The organism is Nocardioides sp. JCM 18999 (assembly GCF_055391175.1).
The window spans coordinates 852,161-874,837 of sequence record NZ_AP043887.1; the positions used below are offsets into that span (position 1 = coordinate 852,161).

The window sequence follows — 22,677 nt, forward strand, 5'->3', positions numbered from 1 at the left end:
GCCCCTCGGCACACCGCCCTCCGGGCCTCGCTGGCGCTCGTTTCCTCAGGCGGTGACCTCGTGACCGCACTGCTCTACACGCTCGGGATCGTCGTCTTCTTCGCCGCGATCCTGGCCTCGATCGGCCTGCACGAGCTCGGTCACCTCATCCCGGCCAAGAAGTTCGGTGGCAAGGTCACCCAGTACTTCATCGGGTTCGGCCCCACCGTGTGGTCCAAGCAGCGCGGCGAGACCGAGGTCGGCCTCAAGGCCTTCCCGCTCGGCGGCTACGTCAAGATCATCGGAATGCTGCCGCCCGGCAAGGACGGCGAGCAGCGCGACTCCAACACCGGCTTCTTCACCCAGCTGATCAGCGACGCCCGGCAGGCCGAGTGGGACTTGGTCAAGCCGGAGGACGAGCCGCGGCTGTTCTACAAGATGGCCTGGTGGAAGAAGGTCATCGTGATGGCCGGCGGCCCCACGGTGAACCTGCTGATCGCCTTCTTCTGCTACCTCCTCATCTTCTCCACGTACGGCGTCCGTGAGCAGGTGGCCGATTCCGGGACCCCGGTCCTGGACACGGTGACGCAGTGCGTCATCCCGTACGCCGACCAGCGCGCCGACTGTGTCGCCTCGGACCCGAAGTCGCCCGCCGCGATCGCGGGCCTGCAGCCCGGTGACGAGATCACCGGCTTCAACGGCACCCCGGTCGGCTCCTGGAACGAGCTGCGCGCGCTGGTGCGGACCAACGACGACGGCGCCGCCACGATCACGTTCGTCCGCGACGGCGAGGTGCGCACGGTCGAGACCAACACCACCGTTCAGGCCCGCCCGACTGCGACCGGCAGCGACACCCTGACCCAGGTCGGCTTCCTCGGCGTCACCCCGACCACCCACATCGCGGTCACCCACGGCGGGCCGTGGTTCACGCTGCGCGAGATGGGAGCGATGACCCGCCAGTCCGTCGAGTCGTTCGTGCACCTGCCCGCCAAGGTGTGGGGCGTGGCCAAGGCGATCGTCGGGGTCCAGGAGCGTGACCCCAACGGCCCGGTCTCGATCGTCGGCGGCGGCCGCATCGCCGGCGAGACGGTCTCCGAGGAGGGCTTCCCGATCGTCGACAAGATGGTCTTCATGATCGGGCTCATCGGGGGCTTCAACCTTTTCATCGGCCTGTTCAACTTCATCCCCCTGCTTCCGCTCGACGGCGGGCACATCGCCTCGGCATTGTGGGAGGGGATCCGACGCGGGTGGGCCCGGCTCACCGGGCGGCCCGACCCCGGCTACGTCGACGCCGCGAAGCTGCTCCCGATCGCGTACGTCGTCGCCTCAGCGATGCTCGTGATGGGGCTCGTCCTCATCGTCGGCGACCTGGTCGTCCCGGTGCATCTCCCTGCGGGCTGAGCCGTAGGATCGGTCCGTGACTGGAATTTCGCTCGGTATGCCGGAGGCTCCGCCGCCGGTGCTCGCCCCCCGCCGCCAGACCCGGCAGATCAAGGTCGGCAAGGTCGGGGTGGGCAGTGAATCGCCGATCTCGGTGCAGTCGATGACGACCACGCTGACCTCCGACGTCAACTCCACCCTCCAGCAGATCGCGGAGCTCACCGCCTCGGGCTGCGACATCGTCCGCGTGGCGTGCCCGTCCCAGGACGACGCCGACGCGTTGGGCGACATCGCGCGCAAGGCGCAGATCCCGGTCATCGCCGACATCCACTTCCAGCCGAAGTACGTCTACGCCGCGATCGAGGCCGGCTGCGCCGCGGTTCGCGTCAACCCGGGCAACATCCGGGCCTTCGACGACCAGGTCAAGCAGATCGCCGCGGCCGCCAAGGACCACGGCACCTCGATCCGGATCGGCGTCAACGCCGGCTCCCTCGACAAGCGGCTGCTGGAGAAGTACGGCAAGGCCACCCCCGAGGCGCTGGTCGAGTCCGCGGTCTGGGAGGCGAGCCTGTTCGAGGAGCACGGCTTCCACGACTTCAAGATCTCGGTCAAGCACAACGACCCGGTCGTGATGGTGCGCGCCTACGAGCTGCTCGCCGAGGCCGGCGACTGGCCGCTCCACCTCGGTGTCACCGAGGCCGGCCCCGCGTTCCAGGGCACGATCAAGTCCTCCGTCGCGTTCGGGTCGCTGCTGTCCAAGGGCATCGGCGACACGATCCGGGTCAGCCTCTCCGCGCCGCCGGTGGAGGAGGTCAAGGTCGGCATCCAGATCCTGCAGTCGCTCAACCTGCGCCCGCGCAAGCTCGAGATCGTCTCCTGCCCCTCCTGCGGTCGCGCCCAGGTCGACGTCTACACGCTGGCCGAGCAGGTCACCGCCGGCCTCGACGGCCTCGAGGTCCCGCTCCGTGTCGCCGTGATGGGCTGCGTCGTCAACGGTCCGGGTGAGGCCCGTGAGGCCGACCTCGGTGTCGCGTCGGGCAACGGCAAGGGTCAGATCTTCGTCAAGGGTGAGGTGATCAAGACCGTCCCCGAGCACGCGATCGTCGAGACCCTGATCGAGGAGGCGATGAAGATCGCCGAGTCGATGGAGGCCGCCGAGGGCGCTGCGCCCTCCGTCACGGTCGGCTGACCGGACAGCTGAGCAGGCAGAAGTTTTCACCCCAGCAACGCTGAACAGGCAGAAGTTTGCGCGAGACGCGCAAACCTCTGCCTGTTCACGTTGGTGCAGCTGAAAACTTCTGCCTGCTCACCCTCAGAGGGGCTGCCACGCGGGTCGGTTGTCCCAGGTGTCGCGGTAGTAGTCGAGCCGCTCCAGCGCCGAGGCGGCGGCCGGGTCGACCAGCACGGTCGCGTGCGGGTGCAGCTGCAGCACGGAGGCGGGGCACGACGCGGTGAGCGGCCCCTCCACGGCAGCAGCCACGGCGCCCGCCTTGCCGGCACCGGTCGCGATCAGCACCAGGTGCCGGGACTCGCGGATCGTGCCGACGCCCTGGGTGAGGCAGTGCACCGGCACCTCGTCGAAGGAGTCGAAGAACCGGGCGTTGTCCTCGCGGGTCTGCCGGGTGAGGGTCTTGAGCCGGGTGCGCGAGGCGAGCGAGGAGCCCTGCTCGTTGAACGCCAGGTGCCCGTTCGAGCCGATCCCCAGGATCTGCAGGTCGATCCCGCCGGCAGCGACGATGGCGGCCTCGTAGCGCTCACCGGCGTCGTGCAGACCCTCCGGCGACGCGTCGGGGGTGTGCAGCCGCTCTGCAGCCACGCCGAGGGCGTCGGTCAGCTCGCGCCGGATCGTCGCCCGGTAGGACTGCTCGTGACCGACCGGCAGACCGACGTACTCGTCGAGGGTGAACCAGGTGACGTCGGCGTACGACGGCCCCGTCCCGGCCCGGTGGTGCCGGATCAGCTCGGCATAGATCGGCAGCGGCGACGACCCGGTCGCCAACCCCAGCACCGCGTCGGGACGCGTGCGGACGAGCTGTTCGATCGCGTCGGCGGCGATCTCGGCGAGCGCGGCCGCCGAGTCCAGGCAGACGAGTTCCATCAGGAGGCCTTCCGGCGGTCGTAGACCACGACGCCCGCCACGATCGTGACCGCGACCTCGAGGTCCGGGGTGAGCAGGGTGAGGTCGCCGCGGGCGCCGACCTCCACGATGCCGCGGCTGCGGTCGCCCATCAGGCGCGCCGGGGTGCTGGTCGCGGTGGCGAGCACCTCGTGCAGCGGCGCGCCGGTGGTGTCGCGCACCCCGCGCAGGCAGGCGTCGAGGGAGGCGGCCGAACCGGCGAGCGTGCCGTCGGCGAGTCGGACGGCCCCGTCGGCGATGAACACCTCCTGGTCACCGAGCCGGTTCGCGCCGTCGGGCAGACCCAGGCCGGCGGTGGTGTCGGTGACGGTGAGGAAGCGCTCCGCGCCGAGCTGGCGCCAGATCGTGCGCACGATCGCCGGGTCGAGGTGGTGGCCGTCCACGATCACGCCGGCGGCCACCCGAGCGTCGTCGAAAGCAGCGCCGATCGGGCCGGGACGACGGTGGTGCAGCGCCGGCATCGCGTTGAACAGGTGCGTCATCGCGGTCGCGCCGGCGTCGAGAGCCGCGCCGATGTCGACCGCTGCGGTGTGCCCGACCGAGACGATCACGCCGCGGCCGACCAGGGTCTCGATCACCTCGAGCGCGCCCGGCAGCTCGGGGGCGATGGTCACCATCACCACGCCGGTCTCGGGGCGCCAGTCGGCGATCAGGTCGAGCGACGGGTCGCGCAGCCAGTGCTCGGGATGGGCTCCCTTGTGCGACGCAGCGATCATCGGGCCCTCGAAGTGCAGCCCGAGAGGCGTCGCCCCCAGCGGTACGTCGTCGGGCCGGCCGGCCAGCAGGGCCGTCTGTGCCCGGGCGCGCGCCTCGGGGGAGGACGTGATCACCGTCGGCAGCCAGGCCGTGACTCCCCAGCGGGGCAGGGCAGCGGCCACCTCCCACAACCGTTCGGGTGCGTCGGTGATGTCGATCCCGACGGCGCCGTTGACCTGGAGGTCGATCAGGCCGGGGGAGACGATCAGACCCCGGGCGCTCAGCACCGGCAGCCCCTCGGCGGCGGTCGTGTCGGCGTCCACGACGACCCCGTCGACGATCACGACCGGCTCGGCGGCGTCGATCAGCAGGCTCCCGCTCATCGGTTCGCTCCCAGCAGGGCCGCGCCGACGGCGCCGACGGGCGCGTCGCCCGGGACCAGACGGAGCCGCTCCGGCAGGTGCAGCGAAGCGAGGAACGGCGACACCGCGGCCTGGGCGGCGAGCTCGTCCCGGACGGCATTCAGCAGCGGCTCACCGACGCTGGCGACCCCGCCGGCGAGGACCACGATCGCCGGTTCGACGGTCTGGATCAGCACCCGGACCGCGGTGGCGACCGCGGACAGGAACCGGGTCCGCTCCGCGGCGTGCGCCGGGTCGTCCAGGATCGTGGTCAGTGCGGTCGAGAGCGTCGACCCGGCGGCGTACAGCTCGAGGCAGCCGCGCTGACCGCACTCGCACCGCGGCCCGGAGGGATCGAGGGTGAGGTGGCCGATCTCGCCGGCAGCGCCGCGAGGTCCTCGCCGCAGGGTGCCGTCGAGCAGCAGGCCGGCGGCGACACCGGTGCCGATGCTGATCAGGGCGAGGTCGTCGACCTCGAGGACCGCCGAGGCGCCCAGCGTCGCGGCGTTGACGTCGTTCTCGATCGCGACCTCGGCCTCGACACCGCGGGCGGCGAGCTCGTCCCGCAGCCGGGCGGCCAGGGCGAACGGCTCGCTGATGCCCAGGTTGACGGCGTGACCGACCGTGCCGGTGCCGGGGTCGATCAGCCCGGGGATACCGATCCCGACGTGGGTGATCGGAGCCTGCTCGGCGGCGCCGCCCAACGCGTGGGCGATCTCGAGGACCGTGGCGACGACGCCCTCCCCGCCGCGGCGGGTCGGCAGCCGTCGGTCGGCCAGGATCGTGCCGTCAGCGTCGAGCAGCACCCCGTGGGTCTTGGTGCCGCCGACGTCGAATCCGAGCCGGAGCCCGTGGGGGGCGCTCATGCCCGCCATCCTTTCGTGTGCAGGAGCTCGGTCACCGCAGCGAGGGCGGCGCGCGAAGCACCCAGGGTCGTGATGCGGGGGTAGCCGCCGGTCCACGGGGCAGGCAGGCCGAGCTCGACCAGCACCGCCTGAGGGAGGCGCTCCAGGAGAGCACCGATCTCCGGGTGCCGGTGTCCGTCGCGGACCTGCACGACCACCGGGCCGTCGTAGCTGAAGGTCGCAGGGTCGATCGCGGTCGAGGGCAACGACCACGGCACCTCGCCGATCGCGGGGGAGGGGGCGGTCTCGACCCGGACGGTGATCGCGTCGGTCAGGTCCGGCAGGTCGCCGTCGACCCGGATCGCGCGAGCGGCGGCGGACAGCTGGGCCGCCTCGTCCAAGGGCGAGCGGACCGGGTCGGTGGTGCCGGCGGCCGCGAGTCGGCGGACCCGTGCGGCGGCCTGCTCAAGGCGGTCGCGGTCCAAGGCGCCGGTCTCGACCGCTTCGACGATCGCCTGCTGCACCTCGCGCACCAGCGAGGCCGGCTTGTCCGGTCCGATGCAGAGCAGGTCGCAGCCGGCGGCCAGCGCGAGCACCGCCGCGGCCGGGATGCCCCGGGTCGCGGAGGCGCCGGCCATGTCGAGCGCGTCGGAGACGATCACGCCCTCGAAGCCGAGGTCGTCGCGCAGCATCCGCAGCACCGCCGGCGACAGCGTGGCGGGCAGGTCGGGATCGATCGACCTGACCACGATGTGGGAGGTCATGATCGACTCGGCGCCCGCCTCGATCGCCGCGATGAACGGTGCGGGATCCGGGACGGCGTCGACCGAGGGGAGTGCCAGGTGGCTGTCCTCGTGGGTGTCGCCGTGGCCGGGGTAGTGCTTGACGCAGGCCTGCGCGCCGGCGTCGCGCAACCCCTCCACCGCGGCGGCGACGTGTCGTGCGGCCACCGACGGGTCGGAGGAGAAGCTGCGCACCCCGATCACCGGGTTGTCCGGGTTGGTGTTGACGTCGGCGATGGGGCCGAAGTCGAGGGTGATGCCGACGTCACGCAGGGCGGTGCCGATCCCGGCATGGGTCGCCCGGGTGAGCTCGACGTCGTCGAGCGCGCCGAGAGCCGCGGCCGAGAGGGCGGGGGAGCCGTCGCGGTAGTGCAGCCGGGTGACGTCGCCGCCCTCCTCGTCGGTCGAGACGATCAGCGCCGGTGCGTGGGCGCGGAGCTGGTCGACGTACGGACCGAAGGGGAGGTTGGAGCCGAACAGGCACAGCCCGCCCAGGCCCTCGGCGAGCAGCGCCGCCTCGTCCTCCCGCACGGTGGTGCCCTCGAACCCGGGCATCTGCACCTCGAGCGCGAGGGTGTGCAGGTCGGTCATCCCTTGACCGCCCCGGAGGTCAGGCCGCTGGTCATCCGGCCCTGCACGATGAGGAAGAAGATCACGACCGGGACCGCGATCAGGCAGGAGGCGGCCATGATGGCGCCCCAGTCGACGCCGCGCTGGGCGTCGGTGAACTGGGCGAGCCACACCGGCAGGGTCTGCTTGCCCTGGCGGGTCATCACGACCACCGCGAGGGTGAACTCGTTCCAGGCCTGGATGAACCCGAAGACACCCGTGGCGACCAGGCCGGGGGCGAGCAGCGGGAACGTGACCCGCATGAACGCGCTCATCCGGGAGCAGCCGTCGATCATCGCGGCCTCCTCCAGCTCGGCCGGGACACCGTCGGCGAACCCGCGCAGCGTCCAGATCGTGAAGGGCAGGACGGCGGCGACGTACATGATGGTGAGACCGGCGACCGTGTTGAGCAGGCCGACCGTCTCGAGCACCTTGTACTGCGAGATGAACAGGGCCTCGACCGGGATCATCTGGATGAGCAGCAGCGTCAGGATGAAGCTCTTGCGACCACGGAAGCGGAACCGGCTGACCGCCAGGGCCGCGAAGAACGCGAACACGATCACGATCAGCACGGTGGAGATCGTCACTCCGAGGCTCATCAGGAGGGCCTGGGAGAACCCGCGGCCGTCGAGCACCCGCTGGAAGTTGTCCACCGTTCCACCGAAGGGGAACCAGGTCGGGTCCTCCGCACGGATCTTGTTGCGCGGCAGGAATGCGCTGTTGATCATCCAATAGACGGGGAACACCATCACGAGCAGGACGACGATCCCGACGAGATTGGCGACCGTCCGGGCCGGACGGGAGACGTGTGCCATCTCAGTCCTCCTCCTGGGCGAGCATCATGCGGACGTACGGGGCGGTCAGGATCACGGTCAGCAGGAGCATGAACATGGCGATCGCGGCAGCCATCCCGAAGTCACCTCCGCCGATGCCGAGTCGATAGATGTAGGTGCCGAGCAGGTTGGTCTCGCTGGCGACACCGCCGGCACGTTGGAGCGTGTAGATCTGGGTGAAGACCCGCAGGTCCCAGATGATCTGGAGCAGCAGCACGACCACCAGCACAGGGCGGACCAGCGGGATGATCACGTGCCGCAGACGCTGCCACCCCGTCGTGCCGTCGAGCTCGGCGGCCTCGAGGATCTCCTCGGGCACCTGGGTCAGCGCGGCGTAGAGCGTGAACGCGACGAACGGGATGCTCATCCACACCACGACCGCCGAGGCGACGCCGAAGAAGGAGAGCGGGTGCAGCAGCCAGGCGTGGTTGTCGAAGTCGAAGCCGAGCGCGGTCAGCGTCCAGTTGACGACGCCGTACTGGGTGTCGAACAGGAACTGGAAGACCGTCATCGCGGCGACGACCGGCATCGCCCAGGCCAGCAGCATGGCCACCTGGACGGCGATCCTGATCGCCGTGGACATCCGCGTCATCAGCAGGGCGATCGCACCACCGAAGGTGATCGTGAGGATCGCGTTGACGAAGCAGAACAGCAGGGATCGACCGACCACGGTCCACAGGTACGGGTCGCGGACCAGGGTCGAGTAGTTGTCCAGACCCACCCACTCCGGGGCGGCCCCGAACTGCTGGGCCAGACCGAAGTTCTGGAAGCTGAGCAGCACCTGGCGGCCCAACGGGTAGGCCAGCGCAGCGACGAGGGCGATCGTCGCCGGAAGCAGGAGTCCATAGGCCAGCAGCGTGAACCGCCGCCGGCCGTTGCGCGGGGACAGGCCGGGGCGTGAAGCGGTCGTCATGACAGCCTCCCCACCCTGGACCTGTCCCCGCCGGCGCTGAATCACTTGTTGAGGACCTCGGTGATGTGGGCGTCGGTCGCCTTCGCCAGGGTAGCGAGGTCGCCACCCTGAGCCACCTGGGAGAAGAAGTCCTCGAGGGTGTGGTCACCCTCGACGAGCGCCCAGTTGGCGGCAGCCGGGGTCAGCTTGGCGTTGGACGCGGCGGCGATGGTCGCCAGCGCGCCCTCGTCCTCGCCCAGCTTCGGCGCGAGCGAGACCTTGGCCGGGGTGAGACCGTGCTCGGCCAGGATCGTCTGGTAGCCCTCGCTCAGCATGATCGCGACGGCGTCCTTGGCCAGGTCCTGGTTCTTGGACTTGGCGGCGACGGCGATGTCCGAACCACCCAGGAGGACCGGAGCCGGCTTCCCGTCGTTGCCCGGCAGCGGGAAGATCCCGATGTTCTTGGCGATGTCGGGGCAGCCGGTCTTGGCGTCCTCGAGCATGCCGCGCACCCAGCCGGGACGGACCATCATGCCGATCTGGTTGGCGCAGAACGGGGTCACCGGGTCGGCCTCGGTGGCGTCGGCCGGAGCACCGCTGGCGCTCTTGAAGATGTTCTGGACGGTCTTGAGACCCTTCTGGGACTCGGCCGAGGAGAGGGTGCCCGCCCACTGGTCGCCGTCGGCGGCAGCGAAGTCGCCTCCGTCGTTCCACAGGAACGCCGCAGCGTCACGCCAGTCCTGGCCGGGCAGCCAGAAGCCGGAGAACTTCGGGTCCTTGGCAGCCTTCTTCAGCTTGACCGCGTCGGCGAGGAACTCGTCGGTCGTCTTCGGGATGCTGGTGATGCCAGCGGCCTGGAAGAGGTCCTTGCGGTAGAAGACGTAGGTCGAACCCGCGTAGTAAGGGACCGCGTAGGTCTTGCCGTCGATGGTCGCGCCCTCGACGAAGCCGGGGAGCAGGTCGTCGCCGCCGAGCTCCGCGAGCTCGCCGGTCAGGTCGGAGAAGGCGCCGGCCGTGGTGAAGGTCGGGGCCTGGGTGTTGCCGACCTCGACGACGTCGGGGGTCTCGGACTCGCTCGAGAGCGAGGTGGTCAGCTTGGCGACGAGACCGTCCCAGACCTGCTCCTCGATGACGAGCTTGGTGCCGGGGTGCTCCTTCTCGAAGGTCGTCTTCAGGTAGTCGCGGGCGTCCTGGGGCGTGTCAGCGCCGTTCAGCCAGACGCGGATCTCCTTGGCTGAGGAGCTCGAGCTGTCGGAGTCCGAGTCGCTGCTGCCACACGCAGACACCGTGAGGGCGAGAGCAAGAGCTGCTACGCCGCCAGCAAGGTACTTCTTCTTCATGGGGGTTCCCTCTCCAGAGGTGTTACGAGACGCCTAGCTCTGCGGCCAGGACGAGGACCGCCGCGCCGGCGAGGACGACGTCCTCGTCGAGTGCGGACGTGCGGACGACCAGCTCGTCACCGATGACGGGCATGGTGTTACGACGGATCGTGAGAGCCGTCGCCTCCCTCAGGGCGCCGTCGAGCAGGTCGGCGGGGCCACTGAGGATGAGTTCGTGGAGGTTGAGCGCGGCCACGATCGGGGCCAGCGCGGCACCCAACCGTTCGCCGGTCGCGGCGAGCACCGCGTCGGGGTCGGCGACTCCGTCGGTACGGCGGCGCAGTGCCGGAGCGCTGACCACCGTCTCCAGGCAGCCGGTGCGGCCGCAGGCGCAGACGTCGCCGTCGGGATCGATCACGACGTGGCCGACCTCGCCGGCGGCGAACAGGTGTCCGGTGAGGAGCTGGCCGCCGACGATCAGACCGGCACCGACACCGGTCCCGATCCGGAGCACCATCAGCCCGCCGGTGCTGCCGCCGCCGAAGGTGTGCTCGCCCAGGGCGGCGACGTTGGCGTCGTTGGCCACGTACGCCGGCCGGCCGGTCGCCGTGCTGAGCAGGCCGGCCAGGTCGAGGTCGACCCAACCGAGGTTCGGGGCCGCGATCACGACGCCGGCGGGGTCGATGACACCGGGGGAGGCCACACCGATGCCGAGGACCGGACGGTCGGCCTGGGCGATCAGGGCGTGGGCGAGGTCGAGGACCAGGTCGGCGGCATCGCTCCCGCGACGCTCGCCCAGGTCGAGCTCGCGCCGGCCCAGCACGTCGCCGCGCAGGTTGAGCACGGCGCCGCGGATCACCCGGTCGGCGGAGAGGTCGATCGAGACCACGTGGAACGAGTCGACGTCGATCCCGACCAGGACGGGCGGCTTGCCGACCCGGCTCTCGGCGGGAGCGCCGAGCTCGGTGACGAGGCCGTCGGTGAGGAGCTCGGCGATCAGGTCGGAGACCGTGACCCGGGTCAGACCGCTGGCGCGGGCGAGGTCGGCGCGGCTCGCGGACCCTTCGCGGAACAGATGCTGCAGCAGCACCGTGCGGTGGTGCTTGCGGGCATCCTCCTGGAGCAGCTTGCCGCTCGGGCGGAGCTGTCCCTGAAGGGGCGGTTGGCTCGACATGTTTGTTAGTACAGCGGACTAACTAATCGATGTCAACGGGGAACGTGATTTTCGTTACCTGACCTTGACCTCGATCCCGCACCGGTGGACGGGCGGTCGCTGCGGACCATCGCTCGCACTAGGGTGACGCCATGCTCGCGATGCGTCAGGGGATCCGCGTGCTCGGGCCGACGGACCTGGGCGCGTTCATGGACCTGATCGCCGTCGACCCGGTGGTGAACGTCTTCGCCGACTACCGGGCGCGCTCGACGAGCCTCGAGCCGCGCTGGCTCGGCGGGGAGGTCTGGGGCCGGTTCGACGCGGGCGAGCTGGTCGCGGCCTGCCACGTCGGCGCCAACCTGGTCCCGATCCAGTGCACCCCCGAGGACGCGGTCGCCTTCGGCGAGCGAGCTCTCGCCCGGGGGCGCACGATCAGCACGATCGTCGGACCGCACGACGCGGTCGAGCCGCTGTGGGAGACCGTCGCCGGCGCGTGGGGGAGGCCGCGGGAGATCCGCTGGCGGCAGCCGCACCTGGTGCTGGCCCAGCCGCCCGCGGTGGCGCCCGACCTCGAGGTCCGGCGGACCCACCGCGAGGACCTCGACGCGGTCCACCCCGCCTGCGTGGCGATGTACACCGAAGAGGTCGGGATCTCCCCGGAGGCCGGTGGCGGTGCCGAGCTCTACCGCGCCCGGGTGCGTCAGCTGATCTCCCGAGGCTGGTCGTTCGCCCGCTTCGACGAGGACGGGCGGGTGATCTTCAAGGCCGAGGTCGCCTGCGCCTCGCCCGCGGCCGCGCAGATCCAGGGCGTGTACGTCGTCCCCGACCGTCGCGGGGAAGGGCTCGCCATCGCCGGGATGGCTGCCGTGGCCGAGATCGTCCGCGCCGAGATCGCACCGACCGTGAGTCTCTACGTCAACGAGTGGAACACCCCGGCCCGCCGGGCCTACGAGCGGGTGGGATTCGTCCAAACCACCAGCTTCTCCACCGTCATGTTCTAGCGTTCGCCCATGATCATGGGGATGCTGCGGGCCGCGGATGACTTCTGCCTCGACGGGGATCAGGTGATCCAGTGTGACAACCCGCCGTCGCTCGTTCCGTCAGACGCCGAGAAGTTCATCGGCCTCGGGGTCGGCGCCTTCATCCTCGTCACGCTCCTCATGTTCGGCGCGGTGATCGCCCTCGGTGTCATCGGGGTCGTGTGGCAGCGTCGGAAAGCGGCCGAGATGGCCCGCAACGCAGGCATGGACGTCGATGCCGCCATGGCCGTTGCGATGACCGAGGGCGGCCTGCAGACCACCTACCTCGCCGCGCAGCTGCGTGATGCCGGGATCACGGCCCCGCCGGCTCCCAGCGCGGAGACCCGGCTGCGGGAGCTCCAGGGCCTGCTGGACCAGGGCCTGATCACCCAGGTGGAGTTCGACCAGCGACGCACCGCGATCATCGACGGGATCTGATTCCGCCCCGAGCGCTTGCGGCTGCGCCTAAGGTCGCAGGCATGCCTCTTGCCAGCGGGACCCGTGCCGTCAGCATCGCCTTCGCCGTCAGTGGCGTGATCCACCTGGTCCGGCCGAAGACCTTCGAACCGGCGATGCCGGCGTGGGTGCCGGCCCACCGCGAAGCGATCCTGATCAGCGGCGTGGCCGAGCTGGCCTGCGCGGTCGGCCTCAACGTCCCGGCGACCCGGCGCCTGGCGGGCTGGGCGAGCGCGGCGCTGCTGCTCGGCATCTACCCGGCCAACGTGCAGATGGCGATCGACGCCGCCAAGACCGACAACACCGGTCTGAAGGCCGCCACCCTCGCCCGGCTGCCGCTCCAGATCCCCCTGATCCGCTCGGCCCTGCGCGCCGCCCGCTCCTGAACGCGGCCCGGGGCGCCGTATCCGGTTGGAGCCGCAGCGTCCCGGAGCCGTAGCCTGTGCGCCATGGCTCAGCTGGACCGCATGTCCCACCTCTTCCTGCGCACGCTTCGCGAGGACCCGAACGACGCCGAGGTGCCCAGCCACCGGCTGCTCGTCCGCGCGGGTTACATCCGCCGCGCCGCCCCCGGCATCTACTCCTGGCTGCCGCTGGGACTGCGGGTGCTGGCCAAGGTCGAGGGCATCATCCGTGAGGAGATGCACGCGATCGGCGCCCAGGAGGTGCACTTCCCGGCGCTGCTGCCGCGCGAGCCCTACGAGGCGACGAACCGCTGGACCGAGTACGGCGACGGCATCTTCCGGCTCAAGGACCGCAAGGACGCCGACTACCTGCTCGGGCCCACGCACGAGGAGATGTTCACGCTCCTGGTCAAGGACCTCTACGGCTCCTACAAGGACCTGCCGGTGAGCCTGTTCCAGATCCAGACGAAGTACCGCGACGAGGCCCGCCCCCGCGCCGGTCTGCTGCGCGGCCGCGAGTTCATCATGAAGGACTCCTACTCCTTCGACTACACCGATGAGGGCCTGCAGAAGTCGTACGACGACCACCGGGCCGCCTACGTGAAGATCTTCGACCGTCTCGGCTTCGACTACGCGGTGGTCAAGGCGACCTCGGGCGCCATGGGCGGCTCGGCGTCGGAGGAGTTCCTGGCCCGCACCGACGTCGGCGAGGACACCTTCGTCAGCTGCACGCACTGCGACTACGCCGCCAACGTCGAGGCCGTCGCGGTCCGTCCGCCCGCGCCCCAGCCGTACGACGCCCTCCCGGCGTCCCACGTCGAGTCGACGCCCGACACCCCGACGATCGCGACCCTGGTCGACTCGCTCAACGCGAACCACCCGCGCGCGGACCGTTCCTGGGAGGCGGGCGACACGCTCAAGAACGTGCTCCTCACGCTGCGCCACCCCGACGGCACCATCGAGTACCTCGCCGTCGGCGTCCCGGGCGACCGCGAGGTCGACCAGAAGCGTCTCGAGGGTCAGCTCGAGCCGATCGAGGTCGACGCGATGAACGAGGCGACGTTCGCCAAGTTCCCCGACCTGGTCAAGGGCTACATCGGCCCCGGCGTCCTCGGCGAGGAGTCGGCCACCGGCATCCGTTACCTGGTCGACCCGCGGGTCTCGACCGGGACCGCTTGGGTCACCGGCGCGGACCAGGACGGCCACCACGTCCTCGACCTGGTCGCCGGTCGCGACTTCACCCCTGACGGCACCATCGAGGCCGCCGAGGTCCGCGACGGCGACCTCTGCCCCAACTGTGCCGAGGGCACCCTCGCCGCGGCCAAGGGCATCGAGATGGGTCACGTCTTCCAGCTCGGCCGCAAGTACGCGGAGGCGCTCGGCCTCCAGGTCCTCGACGAGAACGGCAAGCTGGTCACCGTCACGATGGGCTCCTACGGCGTCGGGGTCACCCGCGCCGTCGCCGCGGTGGCCGAGGGGACGCTCGACGAGAGCGGTCTGTGCTGGCCGCGCAACGTGGCGCCGTACGACGTCCACGTGGTGGTCGCGGGGAAGGACCCCGAGCTCTTCACGGCCGGCGAGAAGCTCGCCGGGGAGATCCGGGCAGCCGGGCTCGACGTGCTGCTCGACGACCGCGGCGGCAAGCTCAGCCCCGGCGTGAAGTTCAAGGACGCCGAGCTGATCGGCGTGCCGACCATCGTCACGGTCGGCCGCGGTCTGGCGGACGGCGTGGTCGAGATCAAGGACCGTGCCACCGGGGAACGGCGCGACGTCGCCGTCGCCGATGCGGCCGCTGCCTTGGCCGAGCTCGCCGGCTCCTGAGGGTTCTTGCACGTTTCTGCAAACTTCTGCAGGTTTGTGCAATGCACAGACATGGGGGACGCATCCGCTAGGTAGTGGGCCGACCTCGTTGCAGACTTATGCACGAGGGAGAAAGCGCCACAGGTCCCCACCGCACACGGCGAATCCCTCACGGCCCAGTGTCCAAGGCCATCCGGTCCGCGAGTTCGGCGGATCCGGGGAACATCTCGGGAGTTCCTCGGACCGCCGGCTCGCGGACCGCCCCCATTTCGGGCTACGTCAGGTCGCCCAGCTTCGGTTCGCCCGGCTTCGGGTCGGTCAGCTTCGCGTCGGTCAGCGGGTCGGTGCCGTTCGAGTGGGTCGCTGACTGCACCTTGTCCTTCGCGGTCTCGGCCACCGAGGCGGCTGCGGAGGCGGCGGCGGACCCGGCCGCGGCGCCAGCGTCCTTCGCCAGGTGCTGCACCTCGTCGGCCTTCTGCTGCACCCGCGGGTCGTGCCACACCTTGCCCGCGGTGTCGACGATCTGGCGGTAGCGCTCGCGCCCGGCTCGGGCACCGAGCACGTAGCCGACGCCGGCGCCGGCCAGGAAGGTCATCTTGTTTCCCAGGTTGAGCATGTCGGGCCTCCTCGAGTTGATGGCGATCCGACGCTCGTTCGAGACGTCCCGCGCCATCGGGTGGGTACCCGCGGTGCGCCGGCGTTATGCGTTCGGAGTGGCCGAACCGGGCGTGGTCGACGGCGCGAGGTCGTCGGCTCCGGGGAACGTCTCCGGGGCGGCACCCAGGGCGAGCGACCGGAGCGCTCCGGCGGCAAGGCTGTCCACGAAGGGTTTCCGATCGGTCCCGCTGAGCTGGGCGACCACCCACGCGGCCGCGACCGTGCAGGCGGCCTCGACCTCGATGGCCACGGCGCGGAGGGCGGCGGCCGATCCCAGCCGGGCCGGCACCGGGTACGACGCCAGGGCGACCGCCGGCACAGCGCCGTCCGACGCGATCGCGCTCAGCAGGGCGTCACGCGCGACGGTGTGCGCCGTGTGATGTCGGCGGAGGAGCCGGAGCAAGGCGCGCTGCTCACTGGCGCTGGTGCGGGCAGCCAGGACGCCGTACGTCCACACGGCGGCATGCTCGGCGGCCAGCGCCTCGTTGCGCGGGTCCTCGGTGGTCGCGTCAACCACGGAGCACCACCAGTCGTTGCGCCACTGCTGCCGACAGCGAGGCGCACACCCGCGCCAGCGAGCCGGCGTCGGCACTGATCGCCGCCGCCGCCAGCTGCGCCCGCAGCTGCTCCTCCTGCGTCGTCAGCACCGCCGCCGTCGCGTCCGTCACCGCAGCGGACGGCGAGGACGAGGGGGACGAGGGGGAGGGCGAGGCTTGACCGGCCCGGTCGCCCAACGCGGCCAGGTGGTCGGTGTGCATCGCCACGATCTCGTCCTCACCCGCGGCCCGCGCGGTGTCCCGGACGGTCCGGATGGCCGCGATCAGCGTGTCGACGAGCACCTCGTCGGGGGTCGGCGGCGTCGGGATCGGCTCGGATCCGGCCTCGCACCCGCTGCTCGCCACGCCGACCAGCGCAAGGGTTCCGGCGAGCCCTGCGGCGGCGCCGAACGCGCGACGGGTGACTGGTGGCACACCGGGACCCTACCGAGCCGCGAGGGATTCGTCGGCAACGGAAGACCGGCTAAGGTTGCGGGCACAACTGCACCGCACAACTGGACAGCACGACGAGAGGGAGGGGTCACCCCGATGACGGGAATCGACACCACCAAGCAGCGGATCGCCGAGACCCTGGAGGCGCCGCTGGCGTCGCTCGGCCTGGATGTCGAGGCCGTCGAGCTGAGTCCTGCCGGCAACCGGCGAGTGCTGCGGATCGCCGTCGACCAGGACGGTGGGATCACCCTCGACGACGTCGCTGACGCGACCCGGGAGATCGGCCGGATCCTCGACGAGTCCGACGTGATGGGGGAGCAGGCCTACACCCTCGAGGTCACTTCGCGCGGCGTCGACCGGCCCCTGACCCTGCCGCGCCACTGGCGCCGCAACGTCGGACGCCTGGTCAAGGTCACCCCGATCGAGGGTGCCGTCTTCACCGGCCGGCTGACCGCCGCCACCGAGACCGACGCCACGTTCGAGGTCAAGGGCCGTTCGCGCGTCGTCGCGCTGAGCGCCATCGACAAGGGCCTGGTGCAGATCGAATTCAACCGAGCGGCCGCGGCCGATCTCGGACCCGAGGACAGCGACGACGATGGTGTCGACGCGAGCGAGATGGAGGACTGACATGGACATCGATATGAGCATCCTGCGGATGCTGGAGCGGGAGAAGGAGATCTCCTTCGACGTCCTGGTCGAGGCGATCGAGCAGTCCCTCCTCACGGCGTACCACAAGACGCCGGGCGCCCAGGACCGTGCGCGGGTGTCCCTGGACCGCAAGACCGGTCACGTGGTGGTGCTGGCCACGGAGTTCGACTCCGAGGGCACCAAGATCGGCGAGTACGACGACACCCCGGCCGACTTCGGCCGGATCGCTGCCACGACGGCGAAGCAGATCATGCTGCAGCGTCTGCGCGACGCCGAGGACGACGTGAAGTTCGGCGAGTTCTCCGGTCGCGAGGGCGACCTGATCAGCGGCGTCATCCAGCAGGGCCGCAACCCCGACGACGTCCTGGTCGACCTCGGCAAGCTCGAGGCCGTGCTGCCGCTGGCCGAGCGCGTGCCGGGTGAGGACTACCAGCACGGGACCCGGATCAAGGCGCTGGTGACCAGCGTCCGCAAGGGCATGCGCGGACCGCAGGTCACCCTGTCCCGCTCGCACCCCAACCTGGTCCGCAAGCTCTTCGCGTTGGAGGTCCCCGAGATCGCCGACGGCACCGTCGAGCTCTCGGCGATCGCCCGCGAGGCCGGTCACCGGACCAAGATCGCGGTCCGTTCCTCGGCCCCGGGCGTCAACGCCAAGGGTGCCTGCATCGGCCCGATGGGCCAGCGGGTGCGCAACGTGATGGCGGAGCTGCACGGCGAGAAGATCGACATCGTCGACTGGAGCGACGACCCGGCGACGCTGGTGGCCAACGCGCTCTCCCCGGCGCGGGTCACCTCCGTCGAGATCCTCGACGAGTCCGCTCGGGCCGCCCGGGTGATCGTGCCGGACTACCAGCTCTCCCTGGCGATCGGCAAGGAAGGCCAGAACGCCCGTCTGGCGGCCCGTCTGACCGGGTGGCGGATCGACATCCGCTCGGACGAGGAGTCATCCACTCCCGGTTCGTGATCTTGTGACTGCAGGCGGTAGGGTTGTCCATTGGTGACCCACTCCGACAACAACCCCGACGACGGCCCTGTCCGGACCTGTGTCGGGTGCCGGAAACGGGCCACCAAGCGCGAGTTGTTGCGGGTGACCGTGGGACTCGAGTCGGACGACCGAGCGGTGGTCCGGCCCGATCCTGAGGCCACCGCAATCGGGCGCGGGGCGTATCTGCACCCCACGACCGAGTGCTACGACCTCGCGGTTCGCCGGAAGGCCTTCGGGCGGGCCCTGCGTTGGCAGGGTGACCCAGGGCTGTCCAGTGGACCGGTGGGGGAGTACGTCGCCACTCACGTCGACCGTTGACCACCCGACTGAATCGGAGCATCAGCTCATGAGCACTCGATGAGTACTTCGCGATGAAGAGTTCTTCGCGATGAGCGTGTTCACCCCCTAACGGTCACAATCCCATCCCGGGTCTGTGGCCGCCCACACAAGGAGCATTGTGGCCAAGACCCGAGTTTCCGAACTCGCCAAGAAGTACGGCATTCCGAGCAAGGAAGCCGTCGAGAAGCTCAACGCGATCGGCGAGTTCGTCAAGACCGCCTCGTCGAGCATCGAGCTGCCCGCCGAGAAGAAGTTCGAAGCGACCTACGGCGCCGAACTGCTTGCCAAGAAGGCGCCCGCCGCTGGCGACGCCGCCCCCGCACCCGCCAAGAAGGCGGCTGCACCCAAGGCACCCGCCGCGGCCGCTGAGGCTCCGGCCGAGGCTGCGCCCGCCGCTGAGGCCCCGGCCAAGTCGTCGGCGCCGCTTCCGGGCCCGAAGAAGGCTGCCGCCCCGAAGCCGGCACCCGCCGAGCCGGCCCCCGTCGCCGAGGCTCCGGCCGCTCCCGCAGCGCCCGCCGCTGCTGCTGCGCCCGAGGCCCCCGAGGCTCCGGCCGCCCCCGCGGCGTCCGGTCCGTCCCCCGAGGCGCTGGCTGCTGCGGCAGCTCCGCGTCCGGCCCCCCGTCCCGGCGCTCCGCGTCCGGGCAACAACCCGTTCGCCTCGAGCCAGGGCATGGGTCGCAAGCCCGCCCCGGCTCCGCGTGACACCGCTCCGGCCGACGGCCAGCAGCGTCCGCCGCGTCCGCCGGCCGCTCGTGACGGCTCGGCTCCGCGCCCGGGCATGCCGCGCCCCAACCCGGCGATGATGCCGAAGTCGCCCGGCGCCTTCGGTCCCGGTGCCGGTCGTCCCGGCCCCGGCGGTCGTCCCGGCCCCGGTGGCGCTGGTCGCCCCGGCCCCGGTGGTGCTGGTCGTCCCGGTGCTCCCGGCCGTCCCGGTGGTGCTGGTGCCGGTGCTGGAGCCCGCCCCGGCGGCTTCAGCGGTCCTGCTGGTGCCCCCGGTCGTCCCGGCGGTGGCGGTCCCAACCGTCCCGGTCAGCGCGGCAACGTCGGTGGAGCCTTCGGCAAGGCCGGCGGCCCCTCGCGTCGCGGCAAGAAGTCGAAGCGGGCCAAGCGCCAGGAGTTCGAGGCCATGGAGGCCCCGACGATCGGTGACATCCGCGTCCGCAAGGGCAGCGGCGAGGTCGTTCGCCTCGCTCGCGGCGCCTCGCTGACCGACTTCGCTGAGAAGATCAGCGTCGACCCCGCCAAGCTCGTCCAGATGCTCTTCAGCCTCGGCGAGATGGTCACGGCCACGCAGTCCGTCGCCGACGAGGTGCTGGAGCTGCTCGGTCAGGAGCTCAACTACGAGGTCCAGATCATCTCTCCGGAGGACGAGGACCGCGAGCTGCTCGGCCGCTTCGACCTCGAGTTCGGTGACGAGGGCGACGAGGACGACCTGGTCGTCCGTCCGCCGGTCGTGACCGTCATGGGTCACGTCGACCACGGTAAGACGAAGCTCCTCGACGCGCTCCGCAACGCCAACGTCGTCGCGGGTGAGGCCGGTGGCATCACCCAGCACATCGGTGCCTACCAGACCTCCACCGAGGTCAACGGCGAGGACCGTCGCATCACCTTCATCGACACCCCGGGTCACGAGGCGTTCACCGCCATGCGTGCCCGTGGTTCGAAGTCGTCCGACATCGCGGTCCTCGTGGTCGCGGCCGACGACGGTGTGATGCCGCAGACGATCGAGGCGCTCAACCACGCCAAGGCGGCCGGTGTGCCGATCGTGGTCGCGGTCAACAAGATCGACAAGGAGTCGGCCGACCCGACCAAGGTCCGTGGCCAGCTCTCCGAGTACGGCCTCGTTCCCGAGGAGTACGGCGGCGACGCGATGTTCGTCGACGTCTCGGCGAAGTCCAACCTCAACCTGGACAAGCTGCTCGAGGCGATCGTGCTGACCGCCGACGCGTCGCTCGACCTGCGGGCCAACCCGACCCAGGACGCCCAGGGTCTGGTCATCGAGGCGCACCTCGACCGCGGTCGCGGTCCGGTCGCGACGATCCTGGTCCAGCGCGGAACGCTCCGCGTCGGCGACTCGATCGTTGCCGGTCCGGCCCACGGTCGTGTCCGCGCCATGCTCGACGAGTACGGCAACGAGCTGGAGGAGGCCACCCCGGCCCGTCCCGCGATGGTGCTCGGTCTCTCCGCGGTGCCCGGTGCTGGTCAGAACTTCCTGGTCGTCGAGGACGACCGGATGGCTCGCCAGATCGCCGAGCAGCGTGAGGCCCGTGAGCGTGCGGCCCAGCTGGCCAAGCGCAGCGTCCGCCGCTCGCTCGAGGACTTCATGAAGTCGATGGAGTCGGGCGAGAGCCAGACCCTCAACCTCATCCTCAAGGGCGATGTGTCCGGTTCCGTCGAGGCTCTCGAGGACGCCCTGGCGCAGATCGATGTCGGCGACGACGTTGGCATCCGCGTCATCGACCGTGGTGTCGGTGCGATCACCGAGACCAACGTCGACCTGGCTGCCGCCTCCGACGCGATCATCATCGGTTTCAACGTCCGCCCGCAGGGCAAGGCGACCGAGATGGCCGACAAGGAGGGCGTGGAGATCCGGTACTACACCGTCATCTACCAGGCCATCGAGGAGATCGAGGCCGCGCTCAAGGGCATGCTCAAGCCGGAGTACGAGGAGAAGGTTCTCGGTCACGCCGAGATCCGCGCGATCTTCCGCAGCTCCAAGATCGGCAACATCGCCGGTTGCTACGTCACCGACGGGTCGCTGCGCCGCAACGCCAAGGTGCGCGTCCTGCGCGACGGCGCCGTGGTCTACGACAACGCCGACCTGGCCTCGCTCAAGCGGGAGAAGGACGACGCGTCGGAGGTCCGCGAGGGCTTCGAGTGTGGTCTGGTGGTGCGCAACTTCCAGGACATCAAGGAAGGCGACATCATCGAGGGCTTCGAGCTTGTCGAGATCCCCCGCGGCTGAGTGGAGCTTCACAGATGAGCAGTGCACGCGTCCGCAAGGTCGCCGATCGCATTCAGGTGATCGTCGCCCAGATGTTGGAGCGCCGGATCAAGGATCCGCGCCTCGGTTTCGTCACCGTGACCGATGTGCGGGTCTCCGGGGACACGCAGCAGGCGACCGTCTTCTACACCGCGTTCAGCTCTGACCCGACCGAGCTCGCCGCCACCGCGGCGGCGCTCGAGTCGGCGAAGGGGCTGATCCGGTCCGAGGTCGCCAAGCAGCTCGGCATGCGGCACGCGCCGTCGCTCGAGTTCATCCACGACGCGCTTCCCGAGGAGGCGCGTCACCTCGACGAGGTCCTGGCCAAGGCCAAGGCCCTCGACGACGCCGTCGCCGCTGCCCGCGGCTCGGAGTACGCCGGCGAGGAGGACCCCTACAAGAAGCCGCGCGACCTCGATGACGAGGACGACGAGGACTTCGACGAGGACGACGACGAGGATGATGACGAAGAGGAGTGACCGGCCGCATGGCTGAGTCAGGTCTCGTCATCATCGACAAGGACGCGGGCCTCACGTCACACGACGTGGTGGCCCGCGTCCGTCGTCTCGCCGGCACCCGGAAGGTCGGCCACGCCGGCACCCTGGACCCGATGGCGACCGGCGTGCTGGTCGTCGGGGTCGAGCGCGCCACCCGGCTGCTCGGACACCTCATGCTCACCGAGAAGGGGTACGACGCCACCGTCCGTCTCGGACAGGCGACGACCACCGACGACGCCGAGGGTGAGGTCACGTCGACCGCCTCCGCCGACGACGTCGCGGCCCTGACCGAGGAGCAGGTGCGCGACGCGTTCGCCACCCAGCGGGGCGACATCGAGCAGGTGCCCACCACGGTCTCGGCGATCAAGGTCGACGGCAAGCGCGCCTACGCCCTGGCGCGCGACGGCGTCGAGGTCGAGCTCAAGGCACGACCGGTGACGATCCACGAGCTCACCGTTCTCGACGTCCGCAGCGGTGACGGACACGTCGACGTCGACATCCGGGTGCGGTGCAGCTCGGGCACCTACATCCGGGCGATCGCCCGGGACGTCGGCCGCATGCTCGGCGTCGGCGGTCACCTGACCGCGCTGCGCCGCACCGCCGTCGGTCCCTACACCCTCGACCTGGCCCGCACGATCGCGGAGCTCAACGAGGAGTTCACCTTCGTCCCGATCAGCGCCGCAGCACGGGCAGCGTTCCCCTCGCTCGACCTCGACGCTGAGGCCGAGCGCGAGGTCCGGTACGGCCGCAAGCTCGCGCTCGACATCGACGTCCTGACCGCCGTGTTCGCGCCGGACGGCGAGTTCCTCGCGCTCTACGAACCCGGCTCGGGAGGCCTGGCGAAGCCCTCCGCGGTGTTCGTGGGATGACCTGC

23 protein-coding genes are annotated in these 22,677 nt (G+C 70.5%); 12 read left to right on the forward strand and 11 right to left on the reverse strand.

The features are described from left to right. Positions 1 to 60: 60 nt before the first annotated feature. Complete coding sequence (locus ACZ5J1_RS04090) at positions 61 to 1,380, forward strand: M50 family metallopeptidase (protein WP_464562762.1); 1,320 nt, start codon at positions 61 to 63, stop codon at positions 1,378 to 1,380. A 37-nt stretch (positions 1,381 to 1,417) separates the two neighbouring features. Further along, complete coding sequence (ispG, locus tag ACZ5J1_RS04095; protein ID WP_464564700.1) at positions 1,418 to 2,548, forward strand: flavodoxin-dependent (E)-4-hydroxy-3-methylbut-2-enyl-diphosphate synthase; 1,131 nt, start codon at positions 1,418 to 1,420, stop codon at positions 2,546 to 2,548. A gap of 123 nt (positions 2,549 to 2,671) precedes the next feature. On the opposite strand, the gene ACZ5J1_RS04100 is transcribed toward ispG, so the two are convergent. The 8 genes from ACZ5J1_RS04100 to ACZ5J1_RS04135 are packed head-to-tail and all read right to left on the reverse strand — an operon-like array spanning position 2,672 to position 11,047. After that, positions 2,672 to 3,457 carry a glucosamine-6-phosphate deaminase gene (locus ACZ5J1_RS04100; RefSeq protein WP_464562764.1) on the reverse strand — a complete coding sequence of 262 codons (786 nt, stop codon included), beginning with the start codon at positions 3,455 to 3,457 and terminating at the stop codon, positions 2,672 to 2,674. Continuing rightward, the gene (gene nagA / locus ACZ5J1_RS04105) at positions 3,457 to 4,575 is read right to left on the reverse strand and encodes an N-acetylglucosamine-6-phosphate deacetylase (RefSeq protein WP_464562766.1); all 1,119 of its coding nucleotides are present in this window, start codon (positions 4,573 to 4,575) and stop codon (positions 3,457 to 3,459) included. Before nagA ends, ACZ5J1_RS04100 begins: the two co-directional genes overlap by 1 nt. Next, the gene (locus tag ACZ5J1_RS04110) at positions 4,572 to 5,459 is read right to left on the reverse strand and encodes an ROK family protein (protein WP_464562767.1); all 888 of its coding nucleotides are present in this window, start codon (positions 5,457 to 5,459) and stop codon (positions 4,572 to 4,574) included. Before ACZ5J1_RS04110 ends, nagA begins: the two co-directional genes overlap by 4 nt. Then, the gene (locus tag ACZ5J1_RS04115) at positions 5,456 to 6,811 is read right to left on the reverse strand and encodes a glycoside hydrolase family 3 N-terminal domain-containing protein (RefSeq protein WP_464562769.1); all 1,356 of its coding nucleotides are present in this window, start codon (positions 6,809 to 6,811) and stop codon (positions 5,456 to 5,458) included. The genes ACZ5J1_RS04110 and ACZ5J1_RS04115 overlap by 4 nt, the downstream gene beginning before the upstream one ends. Next, complete coding sequence (locus ACZ5J1_RS04120) at positions 6,808 to 7,644, reverse strand: carbohydrate ABC transporter permease (RefSeq protein WP_464562771.1); 837 nt, start codon at positions 7,642 to 7,644, stop codon at positions 6,808 to 6,810. The genes ACZ5J1_RS04115 and ACZ5J1_RS04120 overlap by 4 nt, the downstream gene beginning before the upstream one ends. Position 7,645: 1 nt before the next feature. Continuing rightward, a complete protein-coding gene (locus ACZ5J1_RS04125) occupies positions 7,646 to 8,575 on the reverse strand; it encodes a carbohydrate ABC transporter permease (RefSeq protein WP_464562773.1) in 930 nt (309 codons plus the stop codon). A gap of 41 nt (positions 8,576 to 8,616) precedes the next feature. Then, the gene (locus ACZ5J1_RS04130; RefSeq protein WP_464562775.1) at positions 8,617 to 9,894 is read right to left on the reverse strand and encodes an extracellular solute-binding protein; all 1,278 of its coding nucleotides are present in this window, start codon (positions 9,892 to 9,894) and stop codon (positions 8,617 to 8,619) included. Positions 9,895 to 9,916: 22 nt separating this feature from the next. Next, positions 9,917 to 11,047 carry an ROK family transcriptional regulator gene (locus ACZ5J1_RS04135; RefSeq protein ID WP_464562777.1) on the reverse strand — a complete coding sequence of 377 codons (1,131 nt, stop codon included), beginning with the start codon at positions 11,045 to 11,047 and terminating at the stop codon, positions 9,917 to 9,919. A gap of 131 nt (positions 11,048 to 11,178) precedes the next feature. On the opposite strand from ACZ5J1_RS04135, the gene ACZ5J1_RS04140 reads away from it, so the two are divergent. From ACZ5J1_RS04140 to ACZ5J1_RS04155, 4 genes are all read left to right on the forward strand, one after another. Further along, positions 11,179 to 12,027 carry a GNAT family N-acetyltransferase gene (locus ACZ5J1_RS04140; protein ID WP_464562779.1) on the forward strand — a complete coding sequence of 283 codons (849 nt, stop codon included), beginning with the start codon at positions 11,179 to 11,181 and terminating at the stop codon, positions 12,025 to 12,027. Between the two features lie 9 nt (positions 12,028 to 12,036). Then, positions 12,037 to 12,483 (forward strand): SHOCT domain-containing protein, encoded by a 447-nt coding sequence (locus tag ACZ5J1_RS04145; RefSeq protein ID WP_464562781.1) that lies wholly within the window; start codon positions 12,037 to 12,039, stop codon positions 12,481 to 12,483. Positions 12,484 to 12,524: 41 nt separating this feature from the next. After that, a complete protein-coding gene (locus ACZ5J1_RS04150) occupies positions 12,525 to 12,887 on the forward strand; it encodes a DoxX family protein (RefSeq protein WP_464562783.1) in 363 nt (120 codons plus the stop codon). Positions 12,888 to 12,950: 63 nt separating this feature from the next. Continuing rightward, positions 12,951 to 14,726 carry a proline--tRNA ligase gene (locus ACZ5J1_RS04155; protein WP_464562785.1) on the forward strand — a complete coding sequence of 592 codons (1,776 nt, stop codon included), beginning with the start codon at positions 12,951 to 12,953 and terminating at the stop codon, positions 14,724 to 14,726. Between the two features lie 253 nt (positions 14,727 to 14,979). On the opposite strand, the gene ACZ5J1_RS04160 is transcribed toward ACZ5J1_RS04155, so the two are convergent. The 3 genes from ACZ5J1_RS04160 to ACZ5J1_RS04170 all read right to left on the reverse strand — a co-directional run bounded on the left by ACZ5J1_RS04160 (position 14,980) and on the right by ACZ5J1_RS04170 (position 16,333). Further along, on the reverse strand, positions 14,980 to 15,321 hold the full coding sequence (locus ACZ5J1_RS04160; RefSeq protein ID WP_464562787.1) for a hypothetical protein: 342 nt from the start codon (positions 15,319 to 15,321) through the stop codon (positions 14,980 to 14,982). Positions 15,322 to 15,405: 84 nt separating this feature from the next. Then, positions 15,406 to 15,879: a DUF4439 domain-containing protein gene (locus ACZ5J1_RS04165; protein WP_464562788.1), complete on the reverse strand. Its 474-nt coding sequence runs from the start codon at positions 15,877 to 15,879 to the stop codon at positions 15,406 to 15,408. Then, a complete protein-coding gene (locus ACZ5J1_RS04170) occupies positions 15,872 to 16,333 on the reverse strand; it encodes a hypothetical protein (RefSeq protein WP_464562790.1) in 462 nt (153 codons plus the stop codon). The genes ACZ5J1_RS04165 and ACZ5J1_RS04170 overlap by 8 nt, the downstream gene beginning before the upstream one ends. Before the next feature lie 114 nt (positions 16,334 to 16,447). On the opposite strand from ACZ5J1_RS04170, the gene rimP reads away from it, so the two are divergent. From rimP to truB, 6 genes are all read left to right on the forward strand, one after another. Next, a complete protein-coding gene (gene rimP / locus ACZ5J1_RS04175) occupies positions 16,448 to 16,978 on the forward strand; it encodes a ribosome maturation factor RimP (protein ID WP_464562792.1) in 531 nt (176 codons plus the stop codon). A gap of 1 nt (position 16,979) precedes the next feature. Then, positions 16,980 to 17,963 (forward strand): transcription termination factor NusA, encoded by a 984-nt coding sequence (nusA, locus tag ACZ5J1_RS04180; protein WP_464562794.1) that lies wholly within the window; start codon positions 16,980 to 16,982, stop codon positions 17,961 to 17,963. Positions 17,964 to 17,996: 33 nt separating this feature from the next. Further along, the gene (locus ACZ5J1_RS04185; protein ID WP_464562796.1) at positions 17,997 to 18,302 is read left to right on the forward strand and encodes a YlxR family protein; all 306 of its coding nucleotides are present in this window, start codon (positions 17,997 to 17,999) and stop codon (positions 18,300 to 18,302) included. A gap of 139 nt (positions 18,303 to 18,441) precedes the next feature. Beyond that, the gene (gene infB, locus ACZ5J1_RS04190; RefSeq protein WP_464562798.1) at positions 18,442 to 21,288 is read left to right on the forward strand and encodes a translation initiation factor IF-2; all 2,847 of its coding nucleotides are present in this window, start codon (positions 18,442 to 18,444) and stop codon (positions 21,286 to 21,288) included. A gap of 14 nt (positions 21,289 to 21,302) precedes the next feature. Further along, a complete protein-coding gene (gene rbfA, locus ACZ5J1_RS04195; RefSeq protein ID WP_464562800.1) occupies positions 21,303 to 21,785 on the forward strand; it encodes a 30S ribosome-binding factor RbfA in 483 nt (160 codons plus the stop codon). An 8-nt stretch (positions 21,786 to 21,793) separates the two neighbouring features. Further along, complete coding sequence (gene truB / locus ACZ5J1_RS04200; protein WP_464562802.1) at positions 21,794 to 22,672, forward strand: tRNA pseudouridine(55) synthase TruB; 879 nt, start codon at positions 21,794 to 21,796, stop codon at positions 22,670 to 22,672. The last annotated feature ends 5 nt before the right edge of the window (positions 22,673 to 22,677 follow it).